The 21923-nt window shown below is 64.9% G+C and carries 20 protein-coding genes; 6 read left to right on the top strand and 14 right to left on the bottom strand.

Going from position 1 to position 21923, the window contains the following annotated elements; genetic code table 11:
• Positions 1 to 99: 99 nt before the first annotated feature.
• Positions 100 to 1020, bottom strand: a complete 921-nt coding sequence (gene ylqF / locus HGB41_RS16270; protein ID WP_229423074.1) for a ribosome biogenesis GTPase YlqF — start codon at positions 1018 to 1020, stop codon at positions 100 to 102.
• Positions 1021 to 1213: 193 nt separating this feature from the next.
• On the opposite strand from ylqF, the gene HGB41_RS23755 reads away from it, so the two are divergent.
• Complete coding sequence (locus HGB41_RS23755; RefSeq protein ID WP_267874205.1) at positions 1214 to 1336, top strand: hypothetical protein; 123 nt, start codon at positions 1214 to 1216, stop codon at positions 1334 to 1336.
• A 3-nt stretch (positions 1337 to 1339) separates the two neighbouring features.
• Here the strand turns inward: HGB41_RS23755 and HGB41_RS16265 are convergent, their stop codons facing one another.
• The 4 genes from HGB41_RS16265 to HGB41_RS16250 form a co-directional block, all read right to left on the bottom strand.
• Entirely contained in the window at positions 1340 to 2608 is a 1269-nt protein-coding gene (locus tag HGB41_RS16265; protein WP_171086288.1) for a flagellar basal body-associated FliL family protein, read from the bottom strand.
• Positions 2598 to 3473, bottom strand: a complete 876-nt coding sequence (locus HGB41_RS16260; RefSeq protein WP_171086286.1) for a hypothetical protein — start codon at positions 3471 to 3473, stop codon at positions 2598 to 2600. The genes HGB41_RS16265 and HGB41_RS16260 overlap by 11 nt, the downstream gene beginning before the upstream one ends.
• Positions 3474 to 3601: 128 nt before the next feature.
• Positions 3602 to 4477, bottom strand: a complete 876-nt coding sequence (locus HGB41_RS16255) for a hypothetical protein (protein ID WP_171086284.1) — start codon at positions 4475 to 4477, stop codon at positions 3602 to 3604.
• Positions 4478 to 4743: 266 nt separating this feature from the next.
• On the bottom strand, positions 4744 to 5673 hold the full coding sequence (locus HGB41_RS16250; protein WP_171086282.1) for a histone deacetylase family protein: 930 nt from the start codon (positions 5671 to 5673) through the stop codon (positions 4744 to 4746).
• 233 nt (positions 5674 to 5906) lie between these two features.
• Between HGB41_RS16250 and HGB41_RS16245 the strand changes: the two genes are divergently transcribed.
• From HGB41_RS16245 to HGB41_RS16225, 5 genes are all read left to right on the top strand, one after another.
• Positions 5907 to 6827 carry an AAA family ATPase gene (locus HGB41_RS16245; protein ID WP_171086280.1) on the top strand — a complete coding sequence of 307 codons (921 nt, stop codon included), beginning with the start codon at positions 5907 to 5909 and terminating at the stop codon, positions 6825 to 6827.
• Positions 6828 to 7841, top strand: a complete 1014-nt coding sequence (locus tag HGB41_RS16240; RefSeq protein ID WP_171086278.1) for a DUF58 domain-containing protein — start codon at positions 6828 to 6830, stop codon at positions 7839 to 7841.
• Positions 7838 to 9844, top strand: a complete 2007-nt coding sequence (locus HGB41_RS16235) for a transglutaminase TgpA family protein (protein WP_171086276.1) — start codon at positions 7838 to 7840, stop codon at positions 9842 to 9844. Before HGB41_RS16240 ends, HGB41_RS16235 begins: the two co-directional genes overlap by 4 nt.
• Entirely contained in the window at positions 9841 to 11040 is a 1200-nt protein-coding gene (gene mltB / locus HGB41_RS16230) for a lytic murein transglycosylase B (protein WP_171086274.1), read from the top strand. The genes HGB41_RS16235 and mltB overlap by 4 nt, the downstream gene beginning before the upstream one ends.
• A gap of 449 nt (positions 11041 to 11489) precedes the next feature.
• Positions 11490 to 11828, top strand: coding sequence for a hypothetical protein (locus tag HGB41_RS16225; protein WP_171086272.1), 339 nt, complete (start codon positions 11490 to 11492; stop codon positions 11826 to 11828).
• 171 nt (positions 11829 to 11999) lie between these two features.
• Here HGB41_RS16225 and cysM read toward each other — a convergent pair whose 3' ends face one another.
• The 9 genes from cysM to rpsA form a co-directional block, all read right to left on the bottom strand.
• The gene (gene cysM, locus HGB41_RS16220; protein WP_171086271.1) at positions 12000 to 12902 is read right to left on the bottom strand and encodes a cysteine synthase CysM; all 903 of its coding nucleotides are present in this window, start codon (positions 12900 to 12902) and stop codon (positions 12000 to 12002) included.
• 252 nt (positions 12903 to 13154) lie between these two features.
• A complete protein-coding gene (locus HGB41_RS16215; protein ID WP_371868533.1) occupies positions 13155 to 14489 on the bottom strand; it encodes a M20/M25/M40 family metallo-hydrolase in 1335 nt (444 codons plus the stop codon).
• A gap of 189 nt (positions 14490 to 14678) precedes the next feature.
• Complete coding sequence (locus tag HGB41_RS23870) at positions 14679 to 16295, bottom strand: methyl-accepting chemotaxis protein (protein WP_171086267.1); 1617 nt, start codon at positions 16293 to 16295, stop codon at positions 14679 to 14681.
• A gap of 259 nt (positions 16296 to 16554) precedes the next feature.
• Positions 16555 to 16920, bottom strand: a complete 366-nt coding sequence (locus tag HGB41_RS16205; RefSeq protein ID WP_171086265.1) for a ComEA family DNA-binding protein — start codon at positions 16918 to 16920, stop codon at positions 16555 to 16557.
• Positions 16921 to 17024: 104 nt separating this feature from the next.
• Positions 17025 to 18002: a D-glycero-beta-D-manno-heptose-7-phosphate kinase gene (rfaE1, locus tag HGB41_RS16200; protein WP_267874204.1), complete on the bottom strand. Its 978-nt coding sequence runs from the start codon at positions 18000 to 18002 to the stop codon at positions 17025 to 17027.
• A 33-nt stretch (positions 18003 to 18035) separates the two neighbouring features.
• Positions 18036 to 19211, bottom strand: a complete 1176-nt coding sequence (lapB, locus tag HGB41_RS16195; protein WP_171086263.1) for a lipopolysaccharide assembly protein LapB — start codon at positions 19209 to 19211, stop codon at positions 18036 to 18038.
• Between the two features lie 33 nt (positions 19212 to 19244).
• A complete protein-coding gene (locus HGB41_RS16190; protein ID WP_171086261.1) occupies positions 19245 to 19550 on the bottom strand; it encodes a LapA family protein in 306 nt (101 codons plus the stop codon).
• Between the two features lie 173 nt (positions 19551 to 19723).
• Positions 19724 to 20029 (bottom strand): integration host factor subunit beta, encoded by a 306-nt coding sequence (locus HGB41_RS16185; RefSeq protein ID WP_171086259.1) that lies wholly within the window; start codon positions 20027 to 20029, stop codon positions 19724 to 19726.
• A gap of 19 nt (positions 20030 to 20048) precedes the next feature.
• Positions 20049 to 21725 (bottom strand): 30S ribosomal protein S1, encoded by a 1677-nt coding sequence (gene rpsA, locus HGB41_RS16180; RefSeq protein WP_171086369.1) that lies wholly within the window; start codon positions 21723 to 21725, stop codon positions 20049 to 20051.
• Between the last annotated feature and the right edge of the window lie 198 nt (positions 21726 to 21923).

The raw sequence follows: 21923 nt of genomic DNA, 5'->3' as shown, positions 1-21923 counted from the left end.
TTCAAATCATGGCAATGCTGCCCGTGCGTCAGTTCACCCGCTAACTATCACCGCGTGGGCGGGAGACCCGCCCACCCTACAAAGGCAAAACCGGTGGCGTTACGTGCCGCGCTTGCCGCGCGCAGCCTCTTCCGCCTTCTTGGCCGCCTTCTCTTCCGCCAGACGTGCCTTCTCCGCGACTTCAGCGGCATGCTGCGCCAGCGCCGCCGCCCGGCTTTCCGGCGTCTCGAGGCTGATCCGCCCCAGCGCGCCGGTGCGGTAGTCCTGCAGCAGCGTGTGCGCACCTTTTTCGTAGTCGAATTCGCCGCCGCGCACGCGGAAGCCGCGGCGCGCCGCCACACCTTCGATCACCGAGACGCCGTCCATCCCGTCGGTCTTGAAGCCGTAGCGGGCGGTCAACAGTTGCGGGTAGCGCTCCAGCAGCAGGTTGCCCAGGTATTCGGCCACTTCTTCCTCGATCAGCGCGTTGGTGCCGATCGCATGGCTCGCGGCGAGCATCAGGCCGTCGCTGGCCATAGCGATCTTCGGCCACAGCATGCCGGGAGTGTCGACCAGCACGGTGTGCTTGCCGAGGTAGAGCTTTTGCTGGACCTTGGTCACGGCCGGTTCGTCGCCGACCTTGGCCACGCGTTTCTTCAGCAGCGCGTTCATCAGGGTGGACTTGCCGACGTTCGGAATCCCCATGATCATGATGCGCAGCGGCTTGGTCGGCACGCCGCGGTGCGGCGCCAGCGACAGGGCCAGGTCGGGGATGCGCGCGACATCCGCCGCTTTCTTGGTCGTCATCGGGTAAGCGGTCACGCCCTTGCGCGCCTCGTAGAACGCTTTCCACGCGGCGGTCGCGACCGGGTCTGCCAGGTCGGTCTTGTTCAGGATTTTCAGGCAGGGGCGCTGGCGGAAATTACGCAACTGGTCCACCAGCGGGTTGCAGCTCGCCTCCGGCAGGCGGGCGTCGAGGACTTCGATCACCAGATCGATGTTCTCCATCTGCTCGGCGGCTTCCTTCTTGGCCGCATTCATGTGCCCCGGGAACCATTGTATCGACATGCTCTATTCTCTCAATCTTCAATCAGGGCGCTATTTTACGCTGGTGCTGCGGCATCGAAGCAACAGACCAGCCGTTCTGGCCAGTCTGTTGATGCAATGCAACGCATTTGATCTTGACCGGCGCACACTTGTGGTTCTCGTCCCTGCCTGCAATCCGGAGAATTACATGCGCATCATCACCCATAAGGTCCCGAACAAGTCGCTGGCACGCTGGTTTGCATTCGGCATGCTGTGCGGCGTCATCGGCGCCGCCTGCTTCGTCGACCGCTTCCCGCTGCTGCCGGTCTAAAGTCTAAGGCCGCGTCGGGGCTCCCGGCTGGGCACAGGCACTGGGCGGCAGTGGCTGGCCCGGCTCGAAGGCCGCCAGGCGCTCGCGCGCCATGTTACGGTCCTTCGCATATTCGGCCAGATAGCGGTCCCGTTCCTCGCTCTGCCACTCCGCGTTCGACACCCCGTTCATCGACTTCGTGCGGCTGGCAACCACCCGCCCCGCCAGGCGCGGCATCAACAGGCGGTCCGGATCGACGTTCTCGCGCAGCAGGTAGCCGTCGACGTCGCGCAAGGTCAAGGGCAAGGCCGGCGTTTCGTCCGTCATCAGCTTGCCAAACACCGCCAGCCTGATCTCGCGCGGCCCGGTCTCGAGCACCTCGTTGTAGGTCGCCACCGCGAACGGCCGGCCACGCGCATCGTCAACCCGCCCGGTGACCACATAGCGGCCAGGCTGGCGTACATCGAGGCGCAGGTAGAAATTCAGCGACCCGTTCTCGACCGCTTCGCGCACCTGCCCGCTCCAGGTGGCCGGCAGGGTCGGCGTGTACACCACGTCGAACAGCGCGAAGCCATTGCGCCCTCCGGCGGTGTAGCGCACCTCGGTGCGAATGGTGCCGTGAAAGCCCGCCAGCCCGGTCTGCGCCGGCGACAGCACGCCGGCGAAGGCATTGTCGCCGGAGACCGGGTCGGCACCGGCGCCGTCGTCAGCAAAGGCCAGCGCCACCTGCCCGGTGGCACGGCTGGCGCCGTAAGTCATGCCCTGGGCCACCGCGCGCGTGACCACCAGCGGCACGGTTTCGCCCTGCGCATTCACTGCCCGCAGCGAGAACGCGGCGGATTCGCCGGCGGCCAGGTAGACATGGGATTGCGAAGTCTGCAGCAGCACCGTGGCGGAGGTAGCCCCGCCCTCGACCCGCATCGGGTGCATCTCGGCGATCGGCTGGTTCGGGTGCAGCTGGTCGGGGTTGTGCGCGGCCGGGCGCGACTCCATCGGGTATTTGCTGCCTTCGCGGTAGCTGCAATAGGTGTGGTCGGTGAGCTGGACGTGCTCGACCAGCTGGCGGCGGCGCTCGGCGCGGTCGTTCGGGATCGCCAGGCCTTCGTTGCCCCCGACCTGGCCGAAGAACTGGGGGCCGGCGGGCGGCGGCGCGGAGGCTACGGTGGAAGCCGCCTGTTCCGCGCCGCCTTTCATCCAGAGCCCGAGCGCGGCCAGCGCCGCCACACCGAGCCCAAGGGGCAAGGCGTAGCGGCGCCAGCCGCGTGGCGCAGCAGGTGTCTGCCTAGAAGGCACTGTTCACCACGGCGTTGCGCACGACCCCCACGATGCCGCCCCAATTGCCGTTGGCGTAGTGGTTGTAGGCCTCGCTGTCGTCGCGGAAGATCACCGAGTGATAGCTCCACTTGGCGCTGCCGCCCTCGTTGGCCGCGGTGCCGAGCGCGAGGTCGTTGCAGAACCAGTCGCTCGGATTGCAGTAGGAGCCGCCGGAACTGCCCGCCACGCCGCCGGTGCTGTGGTAGGCCACGGCCTCGTCGTCCTGGCCTGGCAGGATGCCCGAATAGGCGGTGCCCTTCGCGCCCGCGTACATGTAGAACCAGACGTTACGCGTGGTGTTGTGGTTGTACATGGCGCGCGCTGTCGACGTCTTGAGGTCCTGCACCAGCGGCTCCGAGGTGGTCCAGGAACCGGCGTCGGACAGTTCCGAGCCGCCGCCCGCACCCGATGCGGCGCGCACCCACTTGATGTTCCAGCCGGTCTGCGAGCTGCCGTCGCTGTTGCCGCATACGCCGGCCGTGTTGGCGCTGGCGTTCTTCTTCAGGCGCGCCGAGCCGCCGTAATTGGCCAGGGTATAGCCCATCATCAGGTCGCCGGCGCTGTGGGTGACCACATAGCACCAGTTGGTGCCGGTGCAGAAGCAGTCGAGTGCATCGCGCACCTTGCCGCTTTGCGAGGCGATGCTGCTGCGGCCGTCCCAGTTGACGGCCTTCTTGTTGATGCCCGCCGCAGTCGAGGACGGCCCCCAGTAGGCGAAGTCGTTGTAGTTGCCGATGGCCCCACCGCCGGTGCGGCCATTGATCCAGAGGGTGTAGTTGGCGGCGGATGCCAGGCTTGACGCGAGTAACAGGCACAGCGCGCAGATGATGCGTATTTGTCTCACTGTCTTTCTCCTTTTGTCGTCGTTGTCAGCCGACTGTACGGCTGAGTTCGACTCTATGCCTGACATTTACGCGTGTCAATTTGCACAATTGAAAAGGATTGCACTGTCGCTTTATTGGATCGGACCGCTCAGAGGGCCGTATTCACCACCGCGCTGCGCACCACGCCGACGATGCCGCCCCAGCTGCCGCCGGCATAGTGGTTGTAGTTCTCGACGTCGTCGCGAAACACCACCGAGTGCCAGCCCCACTTGGCGCGCCCGCCCTGGTTGGCCGCCGTGCCGAAGGTCAGGTCGTTGCAGAACCAGTCGCCCGGGTTGCAGCAGGAGCTGCCCGAACTGCCGGAAACGCCGCCGGTGCTGTGGTAGGCCACGACCTCGTCGTCCTGCCCCGGCAGCAGCGCCGAGTAGGCCGTGCCCCTGGCTGCCGCATACATGTAGAACCAGACGTTGCGCGTGGTGTTGTGGTTGTACATGGCGCGCGCGGTGGAGGTCTTGAGGTCCTGCACCAGCGGTTCGGAGGTGGTCCAGGAACCGGCGTCGGACAGTTCCGAGCCGCCGGCCGCGCCGGAGGCGGCGCGCACCCACTTGATGTTCCACCCTAGCTGCGAGCTGCCGTCGCTGTTGCCGCACACGCCACCAGTTGCCGGGCTCGCGTTCTTCTTCAGGCGCTGCGAGCCGCCGTAATTGGCCAGCGTATAGCCCATCATCAGGTCGCCCGCGCTGTGGGTGACGATATAGCACCAGTTGGTGCCGGTACAGAAGCAGTCGAGGGCGTCGCGGACCTTGCCGTTTTGCGTGGCGATGCTGTTGCGGCCGTCCCAGTCGACGGCCTTCTTGTTGACGCCGGCTGCGACCGTGGATGGTCCCCAGTAGTTGAAGTCGCTGTAGTTGCCGATCGCCCCGCCGCCGGTGCGGCCGTTGATCCAGAGGGTGTAGTTGGCCGCGGCTGCCAGGCTGGAAGCGAGGAACAGGCATAGCGCGCAGAAGCTGCGGATAGCTCTCACGGTTGTCTCCCTGTTATTGGTGTCGCCGAGTACGGGCGCGTCGAACCACACGGCCGCACCGGGGCGAAGTATCCAAGGAAGGGTTAGATCGGGAGGATGGGGGCTGCGTTCCGCGCTGAGGCTGCGCGTCGTGAACTCAGGTTCCGGCCTGCGCCGGAACGACGGTTTTGAAGCTGGAAATGAAAAAAAGCGTTTGCTATGTTCGGCTGCCCTTGCTCGTCATCCCGGCGAAGGCCGGGGTCCAAGTCCATCGCGCAGCCCAATCCCTATTCGAGCTCCGCCAGCACCTTCAAATGCGCCACCACGCTCCGCCCCAGCGCCGACAGCGCATACCCACCCTCGAGGCAGCTGACGATGCGGCCCTGTGCATACTGTTTGGCGATGCCCATCACCTGGCGCGTGATCCAGGCGTAGTCGGCCTCGACCAGGCCGATACCGCCCATGTCGTCCTCGCGGTGGCCGTCGAATCCGGCCGAGACGAAGATCATCTGCGGCTTGTGCGCATGCAGCGCGGGCAGCCACAGCTCCGTCACCAGCTTGCGCACCGCCTCGCCATCGCACAGCGCCGGCACCGGCACGTTGACGCTGGTGGCGGTGATCGGCTCAGGGTCGCAATACGGGTAGAAAGGATGCTGGAACAGGCTCACCATCAGCACGCGCGGGTCGTTGCGGAAGGCATCCGCCGTGCCGTTCCCGTGGTGGACGTCGAAGTCGACGATGGCTACGCGCTCCAGCCCGTGCACTTCCATCGCATGGCGCGCCGCGATCGCGACGTTATTGAAGAAGCAGAACCCCATCGGCTCGGTGGGCGTGGCGTGGTGCCCCGGCGGGCGTACCGAGCAGAAGGCGTTGTCGACTTCACCAAGGATCACGGCGTCGGTCGCCGCCACTGCCGCGCCGGCCGCGCGCAGGGCCGCCTGGTAGCTGTGGTGGCAGAGGATGGTGTCGCCATCGAGCGGATAGTAGTCGCCTTCGAGCGGCACGTTGTCGCGCACCAGCGCCACTGCGCCCGGCGTGTGGTTGCGCAGGATGTCGCTCATGTCGGCCAGCGGCGCGCTGCGCTGTTCCAGCAGGCCGTCCAGGCGGGCCGAGATCAGCTGGTCGTCGATCGCCTGCAGGCGCGCCGGCGATTCGGGGTGCCAGTCGCCCATCTCGTGCCGCAAGCAGTCGGGGTGGCTGTAGATTGCTGTGCTCATTGTGCTTGTCTCTGCCTGCGTATTTTGTGCCGGACCACCCATGCGCCATGCATGCGTGGCCGCGCCTGTTCACCCGCGCGCCCTTTCTCGCATAGAATCAATGCGAAGGCTTGTTGCCGACGGAGTATAAAGCTTGCCGATGGCGCTAATCTACCATGCCGGCGCCCGCCTCCGCTCGACCAGCATGGCGCCCGTATCGAATGAACCACCGAATGAACCACCGGAACCCAACCATGTTCAATCAACTACACGCCGCCGCGCGCCAGGTCAGCCAGGTCGTGGTCGGGAAGGACCAGCAGGTCCGCCTCGCCATCACCTGCCTGCTGGCGGGCGGCCACCTGCTGCTCGAAGACCTGCCCGGCGTGGGCAAAACCACGCTGGCGCATGCGCTGGCAATCTCGCTGGGCCTGAAGTTCAACCGTGTCCAGTTCACCAGCGACCTGCTGCCGGCCGACGTGGCCGGCATCTCCATCTACGAGCGCGAGAAGAACGACTTCGTATTCCACCCCGGCCCGATCTTCACCCAGGTGCTGCTGGCCGACGAGATCAACCGGGCGACGCCCAAGACCCAGTCCGGCCTGCTGGAAGCGATGGAAGAACGGCAGGTCAGCGCCGACGGCGTCACCCGCGCCCTGCCCGAACCCTTCTTCGTGATCGCGACCCAGAATCCGGCCAGCCAGGTCGGCACCTTCCCGCTGCCCGAGTCGCAGCTCGACCGCTTCCTGATGTGCCTCTCGCTGGGCTACCCGGACGCCGCCGCCGAACGCGCGCTGCTGATGGGTGAAGACCGGCGCGCCATGCTGCGCAACTTGCAGCCGGCGATGCAGCCGACCGAGCTGGCGCAAGCGCAGCGCGCGCTCAAGGAAATCCACGCCTCGCCTTCCTTGATTACGTATGTGCAGTCGCTGGCCCAGGCGTCGCGCCAGAACGGCCTGTTCGCCGAGGGCCTGTCGCCGCGCGCCGCCATCGCCCTGCTGCAGGCCGGGCGCGCCTGGGCGGCGCTGGAGGGACGCGACCACGTGATCCCCGAAGACATCCAGGCCGTGCTGGTGCCGGTCTGCGCCCACCGCCTGCGCCCGCTCAAGGCGGCGCAGGGCATGGCGCTGGCCAGCCGCGACCTGGTGCTGCAGCTGCAGAAGTCGGTCGCGCTGTAAATGGTGGCGGGCTCGAGCCGGTCATCGGGAGGACTGCGCGGCTGGGCGCGCCGCACGACCGGCAAATGGCTGCCGCGCCGCGGCACGCTTGACACGGGCGAAGTGGTGCTGAGCCAGCACCGCATCTTCATCCTGCCTTCGCGCGCAGGCATCGGCTTCGCCGTGCTGCTGCTGGTGCTGCTGGTCGGGTCGATCAATTACACGCTCGGCCTGGGCTTTGCCCTGACCTTCCTGGCGCTGTCCTGCGCGCTGGTCGACATGGTCTTCACCTACCGTAACCTGGCCCATCTACGCCTGCAGCAGGGCCGCGTGCCCGCGGTCTTCGCCGGCCAGGAAGCCCAGTTCGAACTGCACCTCACCAACCGCACCGCGCTGGCGCGCTACGGCGTCTGGATCGATTTCGCCGACAGCGCGGAGCAGCGCCACGTCACCGACATCGGCGCCCACGGCAGCGCGGCGGTGCTCCTTGGCGTGCCAACGAGCGCGCGCGGCTGGCTGCAGCCGGCGCGCGTGGTGCTGTCGACCCGCTTCCCGCTCGGCCTGTTCCGCGCCTGGAGCTACTGGCGCCCGGCGGCACGGGCCCTGGTCTACCCGCGCCCGGAAGAAGGCGCACCGCCGCTGCCATCCAGCGGAAGCGGCGCCGGCAGCGGACGCCTGGGGGGTAACGACGACTTCGCGGGCGTGCGCAGTTACCAGGCAGGCGACTCGCCGCGCCAGCTTGCATGGCGCCAGATCGCCCGGCTCGACCCCGCGCTCGGCGGGCAGCTTGTGACCAAGCATTTCGAAGGCGGCGTCAGCGACGAGCTGGTGCTCGATTTCGCCGCGCTCCCGGCCCAGCTCGACCTGGAACTGCGGCTGTCGCGCATGACGCGCTGGGTGCTCGATGCCGAGCAGCGCGCCCTGCCCTATGCCTTCCGCCTCGGCGCCACGCATTACGAAGCCGCCGCGGGCGCCGCCCACCAGGCGGCCTGCCTGCGCGCGCTGGCGCTGTACGGCATGAAGGAAGCTGCATGAAGGCCAACGCGCTCAAGGCACTCTCGCGCGACAAGGCCGACACCCTGCTGCTGCTGGGGAGCGCGGTGCTGGTGCTGGCGCCGCACACGGCGCACCTGCCGCTGTGGGTGTCGCTGCTGTGCGCGGCCACGCTGGCCTGGCGCGCCGCCGTTACGCTGCGCGGCAAACGCATGCCGTCGACGCTGGTGCTGCTGCCGATTGCTGCCGCCGCGATGGCGGGCGTTCAGTTCAGCTACGGGACCATCCTCGGGCGCGACGCCGGCGTTGCCATGCTGGTGCTGCTGGTCGCCTTCAAGATGCTGGAGATGCATGCGCGCCGCGATTTGTACGTGGTGATCTTCCTGTGCTTCTTCCTGGTGCTGACCAACTTCTTCTACGCGCAGGGCATCGGCAGCGCGCTGCTGATGGTGGCCGCGGTGCTGGCCCTGCTCACCACCCAGCTGTCCTTCCAGTTCACCGGCGTCGTGCCGCCGCTGCGCGCACGGCTTGGCCTCGGCCTGAAGATGCTGCTGTTCGCAGCGCCGATCGCGGTGGTGCTGTTCGTGGTGTTCCCGCGCCTGGGCGGGCCGCTGTGGAGCATGCCGGGCGGCGGCGGTGGTGGCGGTGGAAAGTCCGGCCTGTCCGACCGCATGGCCCCGGGCCAGATGTCGAGCCTGGCCATGTCGGACGACCCGGCCTTCCGGGTGCGCTTCCATGGCCGCGTGCCCGACAAGGGCCAGCTTTACTGGCGCGGCCTGGTGCTCGATGCTTTTGATGGCGTGGCCTGGACCCGCGGCGGCTCGACGCCGACGCGCACCAGCGTGCCCTTGCGCGTGCGCGGCGAGCCGCAGCGCTACGAGGTCACGCTGGAGCCGTCCGACACGCGCTGGCTGTTCACGCTCGAGATGCCGCGCCACCTGCCGCCGGTGGCCGGACACAAGGTCAGCGTCTCGCACCAGCTCGAGATGACCAGCAGCCGCCCGCTGGCGCAGCGCGTGCGCTATACGATGGCGTCCTATCCCGACTACACGCTGGACCGCGCCGATGCACTGGACGACCCGAGCCAGTGGCTGCTGCTGCCCTATGGCTTCAACCCGCGCGCCCTCGCCGCCGGCCTGGCATTGCGGAAGGAACCGGAGCCGGCCCGCCGCGTCAATGCCGTGCTGCGCCAGTTCCGCGAACAGCCCTTCAGCTACACCTTGGAGCCGCCGCTGCTCGGCCGCCATTCGATCGATGAATTCCTGTACGGGACGCGCAGCGGCTTTTGCGAGCATTACTCGGGCGCCTTCGTGTTCCTCATGCGCGCGGCCGGGATCCCGGCGCGCGTGGTCACCGGCTACCAGGGCGGCGAACTCAATCCGATCGACGGCTACATGACGGTGCGCCAGTCCGATGCCCACGCCTGGGCCGAGGTCTGGATGCACGGGCGCGGCTGGGTGCGGGTGGATCCGACCGCCGCGGTGGCGCCGGAGCGGGTGCGGCGCAACCTGGCCTCGGCGGTGGAAGCGCCGGCGCCCTTCGGCATCGACGCGCTGCGCGGCCTGTCGATGTTCCAGCTCGAGCGCGATTCGGTGCTGGGCCGCCTGCGCAACGCGATTGGCGCCGTCAACAACGGCTGGAACCAGTGGGTGCTGAACTACACGCCTGAACGCCAGCGCGGCGTGCTCAAGAACCTGCAGTCGAGCCTGGGAGGCTGGCGATTTGTCGCCTTGCTAACGTTTGGCGCTGGAGTGTTGCTCCTGGGCAGATTTTTGCACCGCCGCGGGGAAATTGATCCTGTCGAAGCGGTATACTCTTCCCTATGCAAGCGCCTTGCCCACCTGGGCCTGGCCCGTGCAGCGGACGAAGGGCCCACCTCCTATGCGGCCCGGATCGCGGCCACCCAACAGCTGGCGCCGCCATCACGTGAAGCCGCCGCCGAGTTCTTGCGCCGCTACAGCGCATGGCGCTATGCGCCACCCCAGCCCGAGACGACCGTGCGGCTGGCCACTACCTTGAAGAGTTTATTGTCGCAAGTTAGATGAAATCGATTGTTCCCCTGTTTGCTGCGTTGGCACTGGCCTTTGCCCCGATCGGGCAGGCTGATGCCGGCGCGAAGGATCCACACGCCCGTAGCGTTTCCGCCAAGGCCAAGCCTGGCAAAACGAAGGCAAAAGCGACGGCAAAGACCAAAGCCGCCAAGTCCGGCAAGCGGGTCTCGATCAAGTCGAGCCGCGTGATCAAGACCGCAGCGGCGGCCGCCGTGATCGACTACGACGGCGAGCACAGCAATTTCCTTGAATGGCAGGCCATGCGCGAGTTCATCGACGAGATGGTCAGCCAGCACGGCTTCGACCGCGCCTACCTGGAATCGCTGTTCGCCCAGGCCCGCTTCATCGATTCGGCCGTGCAGCTGGTCAAGCCCATGCCACCGGGCAAGCCGAAGAACTGGCAGGTCTACAGCAGCCGCTTCATCGAGCCGATCCGTATCGCCGCCGGCGTGCGCTTCTGGAACGAGCATGCCACGACCCTGGCGCGCGCCGAGGCCGCCTATGGCGTGCCGGCCGAGATCATCGTCGGCATCATCGGCGTCGAAACCATCTATGGCCGCGACACCGGCAAGTTCCGCGTGCTCGACACGCTGGCGACGCTGGCCTTCGGCTATCCGGACACGCCGAACCGCGCCAGCCGCATGCAGTTCTTCCGCAGCGAACTGGCCAACACCCTGCTGTTTGCACGCGAGCACAAGGTCGAACCGTTCTCGCTGCTCGGTTCGTTTGCGGGTGCGGTCGGCATGCCGCAGTTCATGCCAGGCAGCATCCTGAAATTTGGCGTCGACTTCAATGGCGACGGCCAGATCGACCTGCGCAATTCGCCCGAGGACGCGATCGGCAGCGTAGCCAACTTCCTGGTCCAGCACGGCTGGAAAACGGAATACCGCGACGCACCAGCGGTGCCGGCCGACGTGTCGCCGAACCATGCCTGGGAAAAGCTGCTCGACCGCGGCCTGGCCGCCACCTTGCGCCCGGAAGAGCTGCGCGCAGCTGGTGTCACGGCCGCCACTGCCCTTCCGGCCGAGCGCCTGTATGGACTGGTCGACCTGCAGAATGGCGCCGAGGCGACCGAATACTGGGTCGCGAACGATAACTTCTTTGCCATCACGAAGTACAACCGCAGTTATTTCTATGCCATGTCGGTGATCGAGCTGGGCCGGGCAGTAAGCGCTTCCAGGGCCAATTAGGCCTTGCTTAATGGAAAAGTTTGTATCGAGTTGTAACGCTTTGCGTTTGTTGTAGCCGCGCCTACGCTCCCCTTTTGCGTGCATACCCCCCGGGGGTATGCACCATTCTGCCCAAGATTCTCCCCAGAAACGTCCATCGGCGTCTCATACTCCCCAAATTGTTGCAATCCTGTCAGCATTTACCATACCGTGCGGCATCTCGGCCCGGATGGTTCTACACTGACGCTTAATCAAAAAACAATTAATGTTTCCGTGACTTTATGAGAGAATTGCATTGGGGCTATTGTTGCGGTGAGACAACAATACTCGGGATAGAAGTCTGATTCTTGTTGCTAGTGAGTATCAGATTGAAAATTAGTTGTACAATTGAATAGATAATTACGAAATACCAGATTCGGAGTCGAGCGCCGCATGGGGACTCCGTCCAACCCAAAATAGGATATTGAATCATGACAAACCAAGTCGGCATCGATATGAACAGCGATTCGGAGTCCGATGAACTCCTGCAATACAACCCGAACCGCCTGCTCGACACCCTGATCGAGAACCTGCGCCTGAAGAACGACGCTGCACTGTCGCGTGCCCTGGAAGTGGCGCCGCCGGTGATCTCGAAGATCCGCCACCACCGCCTGCCGGTCGGCGCTTCGCTGCTGATCCGCATGCACGAAGTCAGCGACCTGTCGATCCGCGACCTGCGTTACCTGATGGGCGACCGCCGCGCCAAGTTCCGCATCAGCGACAAGCAGTTCAAGCCGAAAGAAGGCGCATCGCCATCGAAAGAGGCGTAATCGCCGGCTGGCACAGTGCAGGGCCACGGCCCTGTTGTTGCCACGCCAGTTGTAGCCAGGAGGGTAATCGTCGCGACGCGCGTTGTGCAGTCGTGTAGATCGGCTTCCTGGACTGCAGGTAGTAAAAAAGCCATCCGTCGGATGGCTTTTTTGTTGGCTGCAGCGTTCGCTTCAAGCCGGGAACACGCCCGTCGACAGATAGCGGTCGCCGCGATCGCAGACCACGAACACGATCGTCGCATTCTCGACCGTCTGCGAGATGCGCAGCGCCACTTCGCAGGCGCCTGCCGCCGAGATGCCGCAGAAAATGCCCTCCTCGGCCGCCAGGCGGCGCGCCATCTGTTCGGCCGCGGCCTGGCCGACCGACTCCACCTGGTCCACGCGCGCGCGCTCGTAGATCTTCGGCAGGTAGGCTTCCGGCCACTTGCGGATGCCCGGGATCGACGAGCCTTCTTCCGGTTGGGCGCCGATGATGCGGATCGATTCCTTCTGTTCCTTCAGGTAGCGCGACACGCCCATGATGGTGCCGGTCGTGCCCATGGCGCTGACGAAATGGGTGACGCGGCCGTCGGTATCGCGCCAGATTTCCGGGCCGGTGGTTTCATAATGGGCGCGCGGATTGTCGCCATTCGCGAACTGGTCGAGGATGATGCCCTCGCCGTTCTTCTGCATTTGTTCGGCCATGTCGCGCGCGTATTCCATGCCGCCCGATTTCGGCGTCAGGATGATCCGCGCACCATAGGCGGCCATGCTCTGGCGGCGCTCGATCGACAGGTTGTCCGGCATCAAGAGCACCATCTTGTAGCCGCGGATCGCGGCGGCCATCGCCAGTGCGATCCCGGTATTGCCGCTGGTTGCTTCGATCAGGGTATCGCCCTGCTTGATCTGGCCGCGCTCTTCCGCGCCAAGAAGCATCGACATGGCGGCGCGGTCTTTCACCGAGCCGGCCGGGTTGTTGCCTTCGAGCTTGCCAAGGATGATGTTGTTGCGTGCGGCTGCGTCCGCGCCGGGCAGGCGCACCAGGCGCACCAGCGGGGTATTGCCGATCGTGTCTTCGATGGTCTTGTAAGCCATTCCTTGCTCTCTCGCGATTTCCTAAACCGCTATTCTAATCCGGACGGCAAGGTGGCGTTTGGAGCTGCCGCGAACCGTAGGGCGGCGCGGCTCAACCCGGCAGCCTGGCCAGCCCGCGGCGCTGACGCCGCCCACGCTTTCAAATCTCGTGAGCAGACGCCAAGGCTGCTCGAATTGCGCTTGAACGCGTGGACGGCGTTCGCGTTTCGGACGGATCAAGGCGCCAGGGAAAGCCGCCCAGCCTACGGAAAATCAGCGCTGCGGCAGCGGGTAGGTGGCGACACTGACGTTGCCGTCCTTGTCCACCGCCTGCACGCCGAAGAACACATTGTCCTTCGACAGGTCCACGGTTGCCTCGACCACGTTGCCGACCCACTTGGCACCCTGCCAGTTGGACGCGGTCGTCTCGCGCCACACGATGCGGTAGCCGGCCAGGTCCGGTTCCGCATTCGCCTGCCACACCAGGGTCGAATCGTTGGTCAGCTTGTCGGTGCGCAGCTTGACGTTCTGCGGCGCAGCCGGTGCCAGCGCCAGCGAGGCCAGCGCGGCCGCGTTCACCTTGGTCACCCTGGCGATGTAATCGTAGTCATTGAACTCCACCAGGTCGCCGTACACCTTGCCGTTTTCGGTGCGCAGGTCCTGGTGCTGGTGCGCGAAGTCTTCGGCCGGTTCGGTAAAACGCAGCGCCGCATAGCCCTGCTCCAGGAAGGGCATGTGGTCGCCCCCGCGCAGGTAACGGTCGGCGCGGTGGATCACCGACACCTTGAAGCCCTTCACATAGCGCTCACCCTGCTCCTTGGTATGGCGGGCCAGCTGGCGCGAGAGCGAATCGCTGTCGCCGCCGGTGGCCACCAGCTGGCGCACGGCCTCGCTCATTTCCTTGGTGGCAGGGATGCTCTGCGAGAACAGGCGCACCTGCTTGTTGTCCACCTTGCCATTGTCGGCGCGCGAGCTGCCGATGATATCGTTGGTGTACATGCCGGCCACGTTCAGGTTGTTCTTGCGCGCCTGTTCCGCCCAGTGGCGCGCGCCCAGCAGGCCCTGCTCTTCGGCAGCGACCGCCATGAACACGATGGTGGCGTCGAACTTGTACTTGGCCATCACGCAGGCCAGTTCCATGGCGGCGGCGGTGCCGGAGGCGTCGTCGTTGGCACCGGGGGCGTCGGCGGTGTAGTTCATCACATCGGTCACGCGCGAGTCGTAGTGGCCGCTGGTGACATAGATGCGGTCCTTCGAGGCTGCCTGGGTGCCCGGCAGCGTGGCGACCACGTTGACGATCTCGGTCGGGCGCGAAATGCGCGCCGACACCGGGGCGATGTGGCTGTCGAAGGCCACCTGAAGGGGCGTGCCGGCGCCGCAGCTTTCCAGCTCGGCCTTGATCCAGCGCCGGGCAGCGCCGATGCCGCGCGTCTCGGATTCGGTTTCCGACATGGTGTGGCGAGTGCCGAAGCTCACCAGCTTGGCGACATAGCCTTCGATGCGCTTGGGGGAGATTTCCGCCAGAATCTTGTTGATCTGGGGCTGCTGACGCTTGACGTCCGGGGCGGCCGGGCTTGCAGCTGCGGCAGCGGCGGAACCGGCTGCCACAGCGAGGAGTGCTGCTAACAGGGATGAAGAGATGCGTGCGTGAGGCATGAGTACCTTTCTGGTTGTCGTGTGCGAGTCGATATGCACATCTTCTCACGCGGATTGCTTGGTGTCAGTCAATACACAGCATGGCGGGCACAGCCCTGCCTAGCCCATAAAAAAAGGCTGCCGCGGCAGCCTTGTTGCTCATCAGGCGGCGAGCGCCAGCCTGGTCGGCGCAGCGCCTGGCTGCCGTGCCTCGTGCAAGCGGAACACGCTCACCACCTGCGCCAGGCGGCCGGCCTCGGCTTCGAGCGAGGCGGCCGATGCCGTCGCCTGCTGCACCAGCACCGCATTCTGGCGCGTGGCTTCGTCCATCTGCCCGATCGCATCGTTGACCTGGCCGATGCCGGTACTCTGTTCGGCGCTGGCGTGCGTGATGTCGGCCATGATGTCGGTGACGCGGCGTACCGAATCGACGATATCGTCCATGGTCGTGCCGGCTTCATCCACCAGGCGCGCGCCGGCATCGACGCGCTCGACCGAGCTGCCGATCAGTTCCTTGATCTCCTTGGCCGCCGCCGCCGAGCGCTGCGCGAGGCTGCGCACTTCGGTGGCCACGACCGCAAAGCCGCGGCCCTGCTCGCCGGCCCTGGCCGCTTCCACGGCGGCGTTCAGCGCGAGGATATTGGTCTGGAAGGCGATGCCGTCGATGACGCCGATGATGTCGACGATCTTCTTGGACGAGGCGTTGATCGAGGCCATCGTCTCCACTACCTGCGACACCACGGCGCCGCCGCGCAGCGCCACTTCGGACGCCGATTCCGCCAGTGCATTGGCCTGGCGCGCATTGTCCGCGTTCTGGCGCACGGTCGCGGTGAGCTGCTCCACCGACGCGGCAGTCGCTTCCAGGGTGCCGGCCTGGCGTTCGGTGCGTCCCGACAGGTCACGGTTGCCGTTGGCGATCTCGGTCGACACGCTGGCGATGCTCAGGGTGCCGTTGCGCACCTGCTCGACGATGCCCACCAGGCTGTCGCGCATGCCCTTCATGGCGAACAGCAGGCTGCCCTGGTCGTTGGGTGCCGTCTCGATCTTGACGCCCAGGTCGCCGGCCGCGATGGCGCCGACGATCGAGGCGGCGTAGTCCGGCTGGCCGCCGAGCTGGCGCAGCAGGCCGCGGGCGATATACCAGGCGCCCATGGCGCCGGCTGCGATGGCGCCCACGCACAGCAGCACCATCCAGCCGAAGAAACCGGAAGCCACGGCGCGCGCGCCGGCGGCGTCTTTGTTATTGAGTTTTTCCTGCAGGTCGATGAAGCGGTTGATGCTGGCCAGCCAGTCCACGAAGGCCGGCGCCGCCTGCTGCGCCAGCATTGCATTGGCTTCCTGTACCTGGCCTGCGGCCTGCAGCGCGCTGACGCGCTCGATCAGCGGCTTGGTGCGGCGCTCCTGTTCCTTGATGGCGGCCAGCGCTTCTTTCTCGGCCGGAGAAACCTCCGCCAGCTCCTGGAACAGCTTGTCCATCGGACCGGCCGAACGGGCGTAATTCTCGTCCAGGGTCTTGATCAGGCCATTTGGCGCGGCAGCGGCAGCCGGGTCGGCGGCCAGTACCACGTCGCGCAGCGCAATCGCACGGTCGTGGACGCTGCCGCGGAAATTGATGGCGTAGCGTTGCTTGACGTTGTTGACGTCGTTGATGCGGTTTAGCGTCTGGTCGATCTGTCCGACCCGGCTGATGGCCAGGCCAGTCAGGACTATCATCAGGAAGAAAACAGCACCGTAGCCGATTGCGAGGCGGGCACCGATAGTCAGGGACTTCTTTGTCATGGCGATATCGTTGGAATGGGGGCTGGACCGGTGCGCGGAATGCGCATTCTTAGTTTCCCAGCGGCAATCAGTAGAGTATCTTATAGACAGGGTTCCGCTAACAAATTCGTCATTAATGTTGTTGCAACCCAACAGACAATTTGGGTTATCGCCAACATTTCAATATAAGTGACGGAATTGAATATTTTGCGGCGAGAAGGTTTTGCTCGCGGAATGAAAAAACCCGCGTCGCCGCGGGTTCGTTCTGGTCCGTATGAGCTTACATCGCCGCCTTCTGCTCCGCCGGCTTGGCCTTGGCATCCGTCTTGGCCGAGGTTTTCTCGGCCTTGGCCGCAGCCGGCTTGGCAGCCGCGCCTTCCTTGGCCTTGCCGTTGACCTGCAGGCCGGCCTCGGACAGCTTCATGGCCTTCTTGTCGCCGACACCCTTCACGCGCTGCTGGAAGTCGGCCCAATCCTTGAACTCGCCCTTGGCGCGTTCGTCGAGGATCATTTTCGACATGCTCGGGCCCACGCCCTTGACGCCGTCAAGTAGCGCCGCGTCGGCCTTGTTGACGTCTACCTGGGCGAAGGCAAAGCTGGTCGAAGCGACCAGTGCGGCGACAGCAAGCATCAGTTTCTTGATCATGTGATTTTTTCTCCGTTGGTTTTCGCAGGCTGGACGGCGACGCCGCCCATCCCTGCATTAACGGAGCTGCCCGGCCGCCGTTGACGGGCCGGGTTTGATCGAGCTCAACCGGGGAACAGTTCTTCCCGGGTCACGGTCGCCGTGCCCAGCTTGCCGACCACGATGCCGCCTGCGCGGTTGGCGGTGGCGAGGGCTTCGGCCAGCGGCGCGCCTGCGCCCAGCATCGCGGCCAGGGTCGCAATGACGGTGTCGCCCGCGCCCGAGACGTCGAACACTTCGCGCGCGTCGGCGTGCACGTGCAGCACTTCACCGGCGCTGTACAGGCTCATGCCCTCTTCCGAACGGGTGAGCAGCAGCGCGTCCAGGCCCAGCTCGACCCGCAGGCGCTGGGCCTTTTCCGTCAGCTGTTCCTCGGTCTTCCAGGTGCCGACCACGCGCTGCAGTTCCGAGCGGTTCGGGGTCAGGATGGTGGCGCCCTGGTAGGGCGAGAAATCGTCGCCCTTCGGGTCGACCAGCACGATCTTGCCGGCCGCGCGCGCAGCTTTCACCATCTCGGCCACGTTTACCAGCGCGCCCTTGTTGTAGTCGGACATGATGATCACGTCGTAGTCGGGCAGCAGCGCCTTGAACTGGTCGAGCTTGTCGCGCAGGACGGTTTCGGTCGGGGCGTCCTCGAAGTCGATGCGCACCATCTGCTGCTGGCGGCCGATGACGCGCAGCTTGATGATGGTGGAAATCGCGTCGTCGCGCTTCAGGTAGCTGTGGATCGCGGCGCCGGCCAGCAGTTTCTCGACTTCGTCGCCCGCTTCGTCGTTACCGGTCACGCCCAGCAGGCCAGTATGGGCGCCCAGCGCGGCCGCATTGCGCGCCACGTTGGCGGCGCCGCCCAGGCGCTCTTCGCGGCGCTCGATGCGCACCACGGGCACCGGGGCTTCGGGCGAGATGCGCGAGACTTCCCCGAACCAGTAGCGATCTAACATGACGTCGCCCACCACCAGCAGGCGGACATTCGAGAGTTGCGGGGCCGCCTGGTGGCGGAAACTGTCAGTCGCCAGCAGGCGGCTCGGGGTCAGGTCGGTCATGGGTCTGTCTTCTCGATGCGGCAATGCGCCGCATCAGTTCATCACGTTGAGTTCTTCGCTACGGCGCGGCGGGTAGGTCTCCCAGCGGCTGCAGCCCGGGCATTGCCAGTAGAACTGGCGCGCCTTGAAGCCGCAGTGGCTGCACTGGTAGCGCGCCAGCTTCTGGGTGTAGCGCTGCACCAGGTTCTTCACCATCGACAGCTCTTCCCAGACGTGGGCGGGAGCGTCCATCAGGCGCGCTTCCAGCAGCTTGTCCAGGCCCAGCAGGGTTGGGTTGCGGCGCAGTTCCTCGATCACCAGCTGCTTGGCCGCCTCCACGCCATCGAGTTCGATGACGGCCTTGAATACCACCTCCACCAGGTCGATCGACGAGGCCTCGAGCAGGTAGGCGCGCAGCAGGTTGACGCCTTCCTGCGGCCGCCCCACCTTGCGGTAGCCATCCATCAGGCGTGCGGCCACCAGCGCCACGTGCGGCACGCTCTGGTGCTCGACGCGGCGCCAGGTCATGATCGCGGCTTCGACGTCGCCCTGGGCCAGCTGGGCGTCGCCATACAGGATGGTGGCGCGCACGCTGGAGCGGTCGACCTGGATCGCCTTGTCCAGCAGTTCCATGGCGTCGCTCGGCTGCAGGTGCACGATGGCGTCCTGCGCCAGCTCGCAATAGAACTGGGCGATTTCCTTCTGGCGCGCACCGGCGCCCGATTCCTGCAGGCCACAAGCGACATCGATCGCGCGGCGCCATTCCTTTTCGCGCTGGTAGATTTCCAGCAGCGCGCGGCGCGCCGGCACGGCATAGGTGGTGTCGACCAGCAGGTTGAAGGTCTCTTCGGCGCGGTCCAGCAGGCCGGCTTTTAAATAGTCCATGCCGAGTTCGTACTGGGCCTGGGCCTTCTGCTCGCCCGGCAGGTCGGGACGCGACAGCAGGTTCTGGTGGACGCGGATGGCGCGCTCGATCTCGCCGCGGCGGCGGAACAGGTTACCAAGGGCAAAGTGCATGTCGGCCGATTCCGGGTCGAGCTTGACGATCTCGATGAAGGAATCGATGGCCTTGTCGGGCTGGTCGTTGAGCAGGTGGTTCAGGCCCTTGAAGTAGCCGCGCGGCAGGGAGCGCGACTCGGACACGATTTCATTGATGTCGACGCGGGCGGCGATCCAGCCCAGGCCGAAGAAAAAGGGGATGCCAAGCAGCATCCAGATTTCGAATTCCATGTGTTTTTATTCTTTGTGGCGTGTAAGCAGAGCTTACAGCGCCGGGTTCACGGCATCCGGCTGCGGCTGGGCGGCGCCGGTACCGGCGGCGCTCTGCAGGGCCTGGATGGTGTTCTTGTGCTGCGAGGTCTGGCGGCGCTGGCGGAACACGGTCGGCGTCAGGGCCAGGATGCCAAGGGCTGCGCCGGCGATGAAGAAAGCCAGCAGCATCAGCACGAGCGGGCCGCGCAATTCATAGTTGAGGAAGAAATGCAGGTCGACTTCCTGGGTGTTTTTCAGCGCGAAGCCGAAGAACAGCACGAACAGGATGAAGCCGGCGATGGTTGAAACAAATTTCATCGGAAGTGACCGCTGGTTGAGTGCGCAATGGCGAAGTGTCGCATATCCAACATGATATTTCAAAAGGCGTGAGGCTGCCGGGCGGCTGAGCCACGACGAACCCACCAAAAAAAACGGCATCCCCAAGGGGACGCCGTTCTTGCCTGCCAGTTCGCAGACGACTCCAGAAGACCTCAGTCCTCGACGATCGGTTGCCCGACCATGGCGTCCACCCGCTCGCGCAACTGTTTGCCCGGCTTGAAGTGAGGCACCCGTTTTTCGGGCACCATCACCTTGTCGCCGGACTTCGGGTTGCGGCCGATGCGCGGGGGCCGGCTGTTCAGCGCGAAGCTGCCGAAACCGCGGATCTCGATGCGTTGCCCGGTCGCCAGGGCGTTGGTCATCGCATCGAGGATGGTCTTGACAGCGAATTCCGCGTCTTTCGCCACCAGCTGGGAATAACGCTCAGCCAGTCGGTTGATCAGCTCGGACTTGGTCATCTCGTCGCCTCAGGAACTATTAGTTCTTGTTATCGAACTTGGCCTTCAGCAGTGCGCCCAGGCTGGTGGTGCCGGTAGCAGCGCTGTTGTCGTTGGCCAGCTTGCTCATCGCTTCCTGGGTCTCGACATTGTCTTTCGCCTTGATCGACAGCTGGATGCTGCGAGCCTTGCGATCGATGTTGATGACCAGTGCTTCGACGGTGTCGCCCACTTTCAGGTGGGTGCCGGCGTCTTCCACGCGGTCACGCGAGATTTCCGAAGCGCGCAGGTAGCCTTCGACTTCTTCGCTCAGCGAGATCACGGCGCCTTTTGGCTCAACCGACTTGACGGTACCGGTCACCAGCGAACCCTTGTCGTTCATCGACGAGAAGGTGTTGAACGGGTCGCCTTCCATCTGCTTCACGCCCAGCGAAACACGCTCGCGCTCGACGTCGATTGCCAGGACAACGGCTTCCAGCTCGTCGCCCTTCTTGAAGCGACGCACGGCTTCTTCGCCGGCTTCGGTCCACGACAGGTCCGACAGGTGGACCAGGCCATCGATGTTGCCCGGCAGGCCGATGAAGACGCCGAAGTCGGTGATCGACTTGATCGAACCCTTGACCTTGTCGCCCTTCTTGTGGGTGACGCCGAAGTCGTCCCATGGATTCGCTTTGCACTGCTTCATGCCCAGCGAAATACGGCGACGCTCTTCGTCGATTTCCAGGACCATGACTTCCACTTCGTCGCCCAGCTGGACAACCTTGTTTGGAGCCACGTTCTTGTTGGTCCAGTCCATCTCCGACACGTGCACCAGGCCTTCGATGCCCTGCTCGACTTCGACGAACGCGCCGTAGTCGGTGAGGTTCGTGACTTTACCGAACAGGCGGGTGCTCTGTGGGTAACGACGCGACAGGCCGGTCCAAGGATCGTCGCCCAGCTGCTTGACACCCAGCGAGACGCGGTTCTTTTCCTGGTCGTACTTGAGGACCTTGGCGGTGATTTCCTGGCCAACCGACAGGACTTCGGACGGGTGACGCACGCGACGCCATGCCAGGTCGGTGATGTGCAGCAGGCCGTCGATGCCACCCAGGTCCACGAACGCGCCGTAGTCGGTGATGTTCTTGACGACGCCGGTAACCACGGTGCCTTCTTTCAGGGTTTCCATCAGCTTCTGGCGCTCTTCGCCCATCGAAGCTTCGATGACAGCGCGGCGCGACAGCACGACGTTGTTACGCTTGCGGTCCAGCTTGATGACCTTGAATTCGAGGGTCTTGCCTTCGAATGGGGTGGTGTCCTTGACCGGACGGGTGTCGACCAGCGAACCCGGCAGGAACGCGCGGATGCCGTTCGTCAGGACGGTCAGGCCGCCTTTGACTTTACCGTTGACGGTACCGGTGACGATCTCGCCCGATTCCATTGCTTTTTCCAGAGCCAGCCACGATGCCAGGCGCTTGGCCTTGTCGCGCGACAGGATGGTATCGCCGAAACCATTTTCCAGCGATTCGATGGCCACGGAAACGAAGTCGCCAACAGCGACTTCCAGTTCGCCCTGGTCATTCTTGAATTCTTCGATAGGGATGAAGGCTTCCGACTTCAGGCCTGCGTTGACGATCACGAAGTTGTGATCCAGACGCACGACTTCAGCGGAAATGACTTCGCCCGAACGCATGTCTTGACGCGACAGCGATTCTTCAAACAGGGCGGCAAAGCTTTCCATACCGGTTGCTTCGGTGGTTGCAGTAGACATAAAGGTTATTACTCGAGTTAGCCCAGCAGGCCGACGATAATGCGGACTGAACTGGGGTTAGGTTGAAACACACCTGCGAAAACAGAATTGTTGTCGCAGGCACCCTACAGGACGATGTGCTGTTGTTGGGCTTGCGTACCAGGCGCATGAACTGCCGCACCTGCTACA

This window comes from Telluria aromaticivorans, from assembly GCF_013003915.1.
GTDB lineage: Bacteria > Pseudomonadota > Gammaproteobacteria > Burkholderiales > Burkholderiaceae_D > Telluria > Telluria aromaticivorans.
This window is presented reverse-complemented; position numbering and strand designations above follow the sequence as displayed.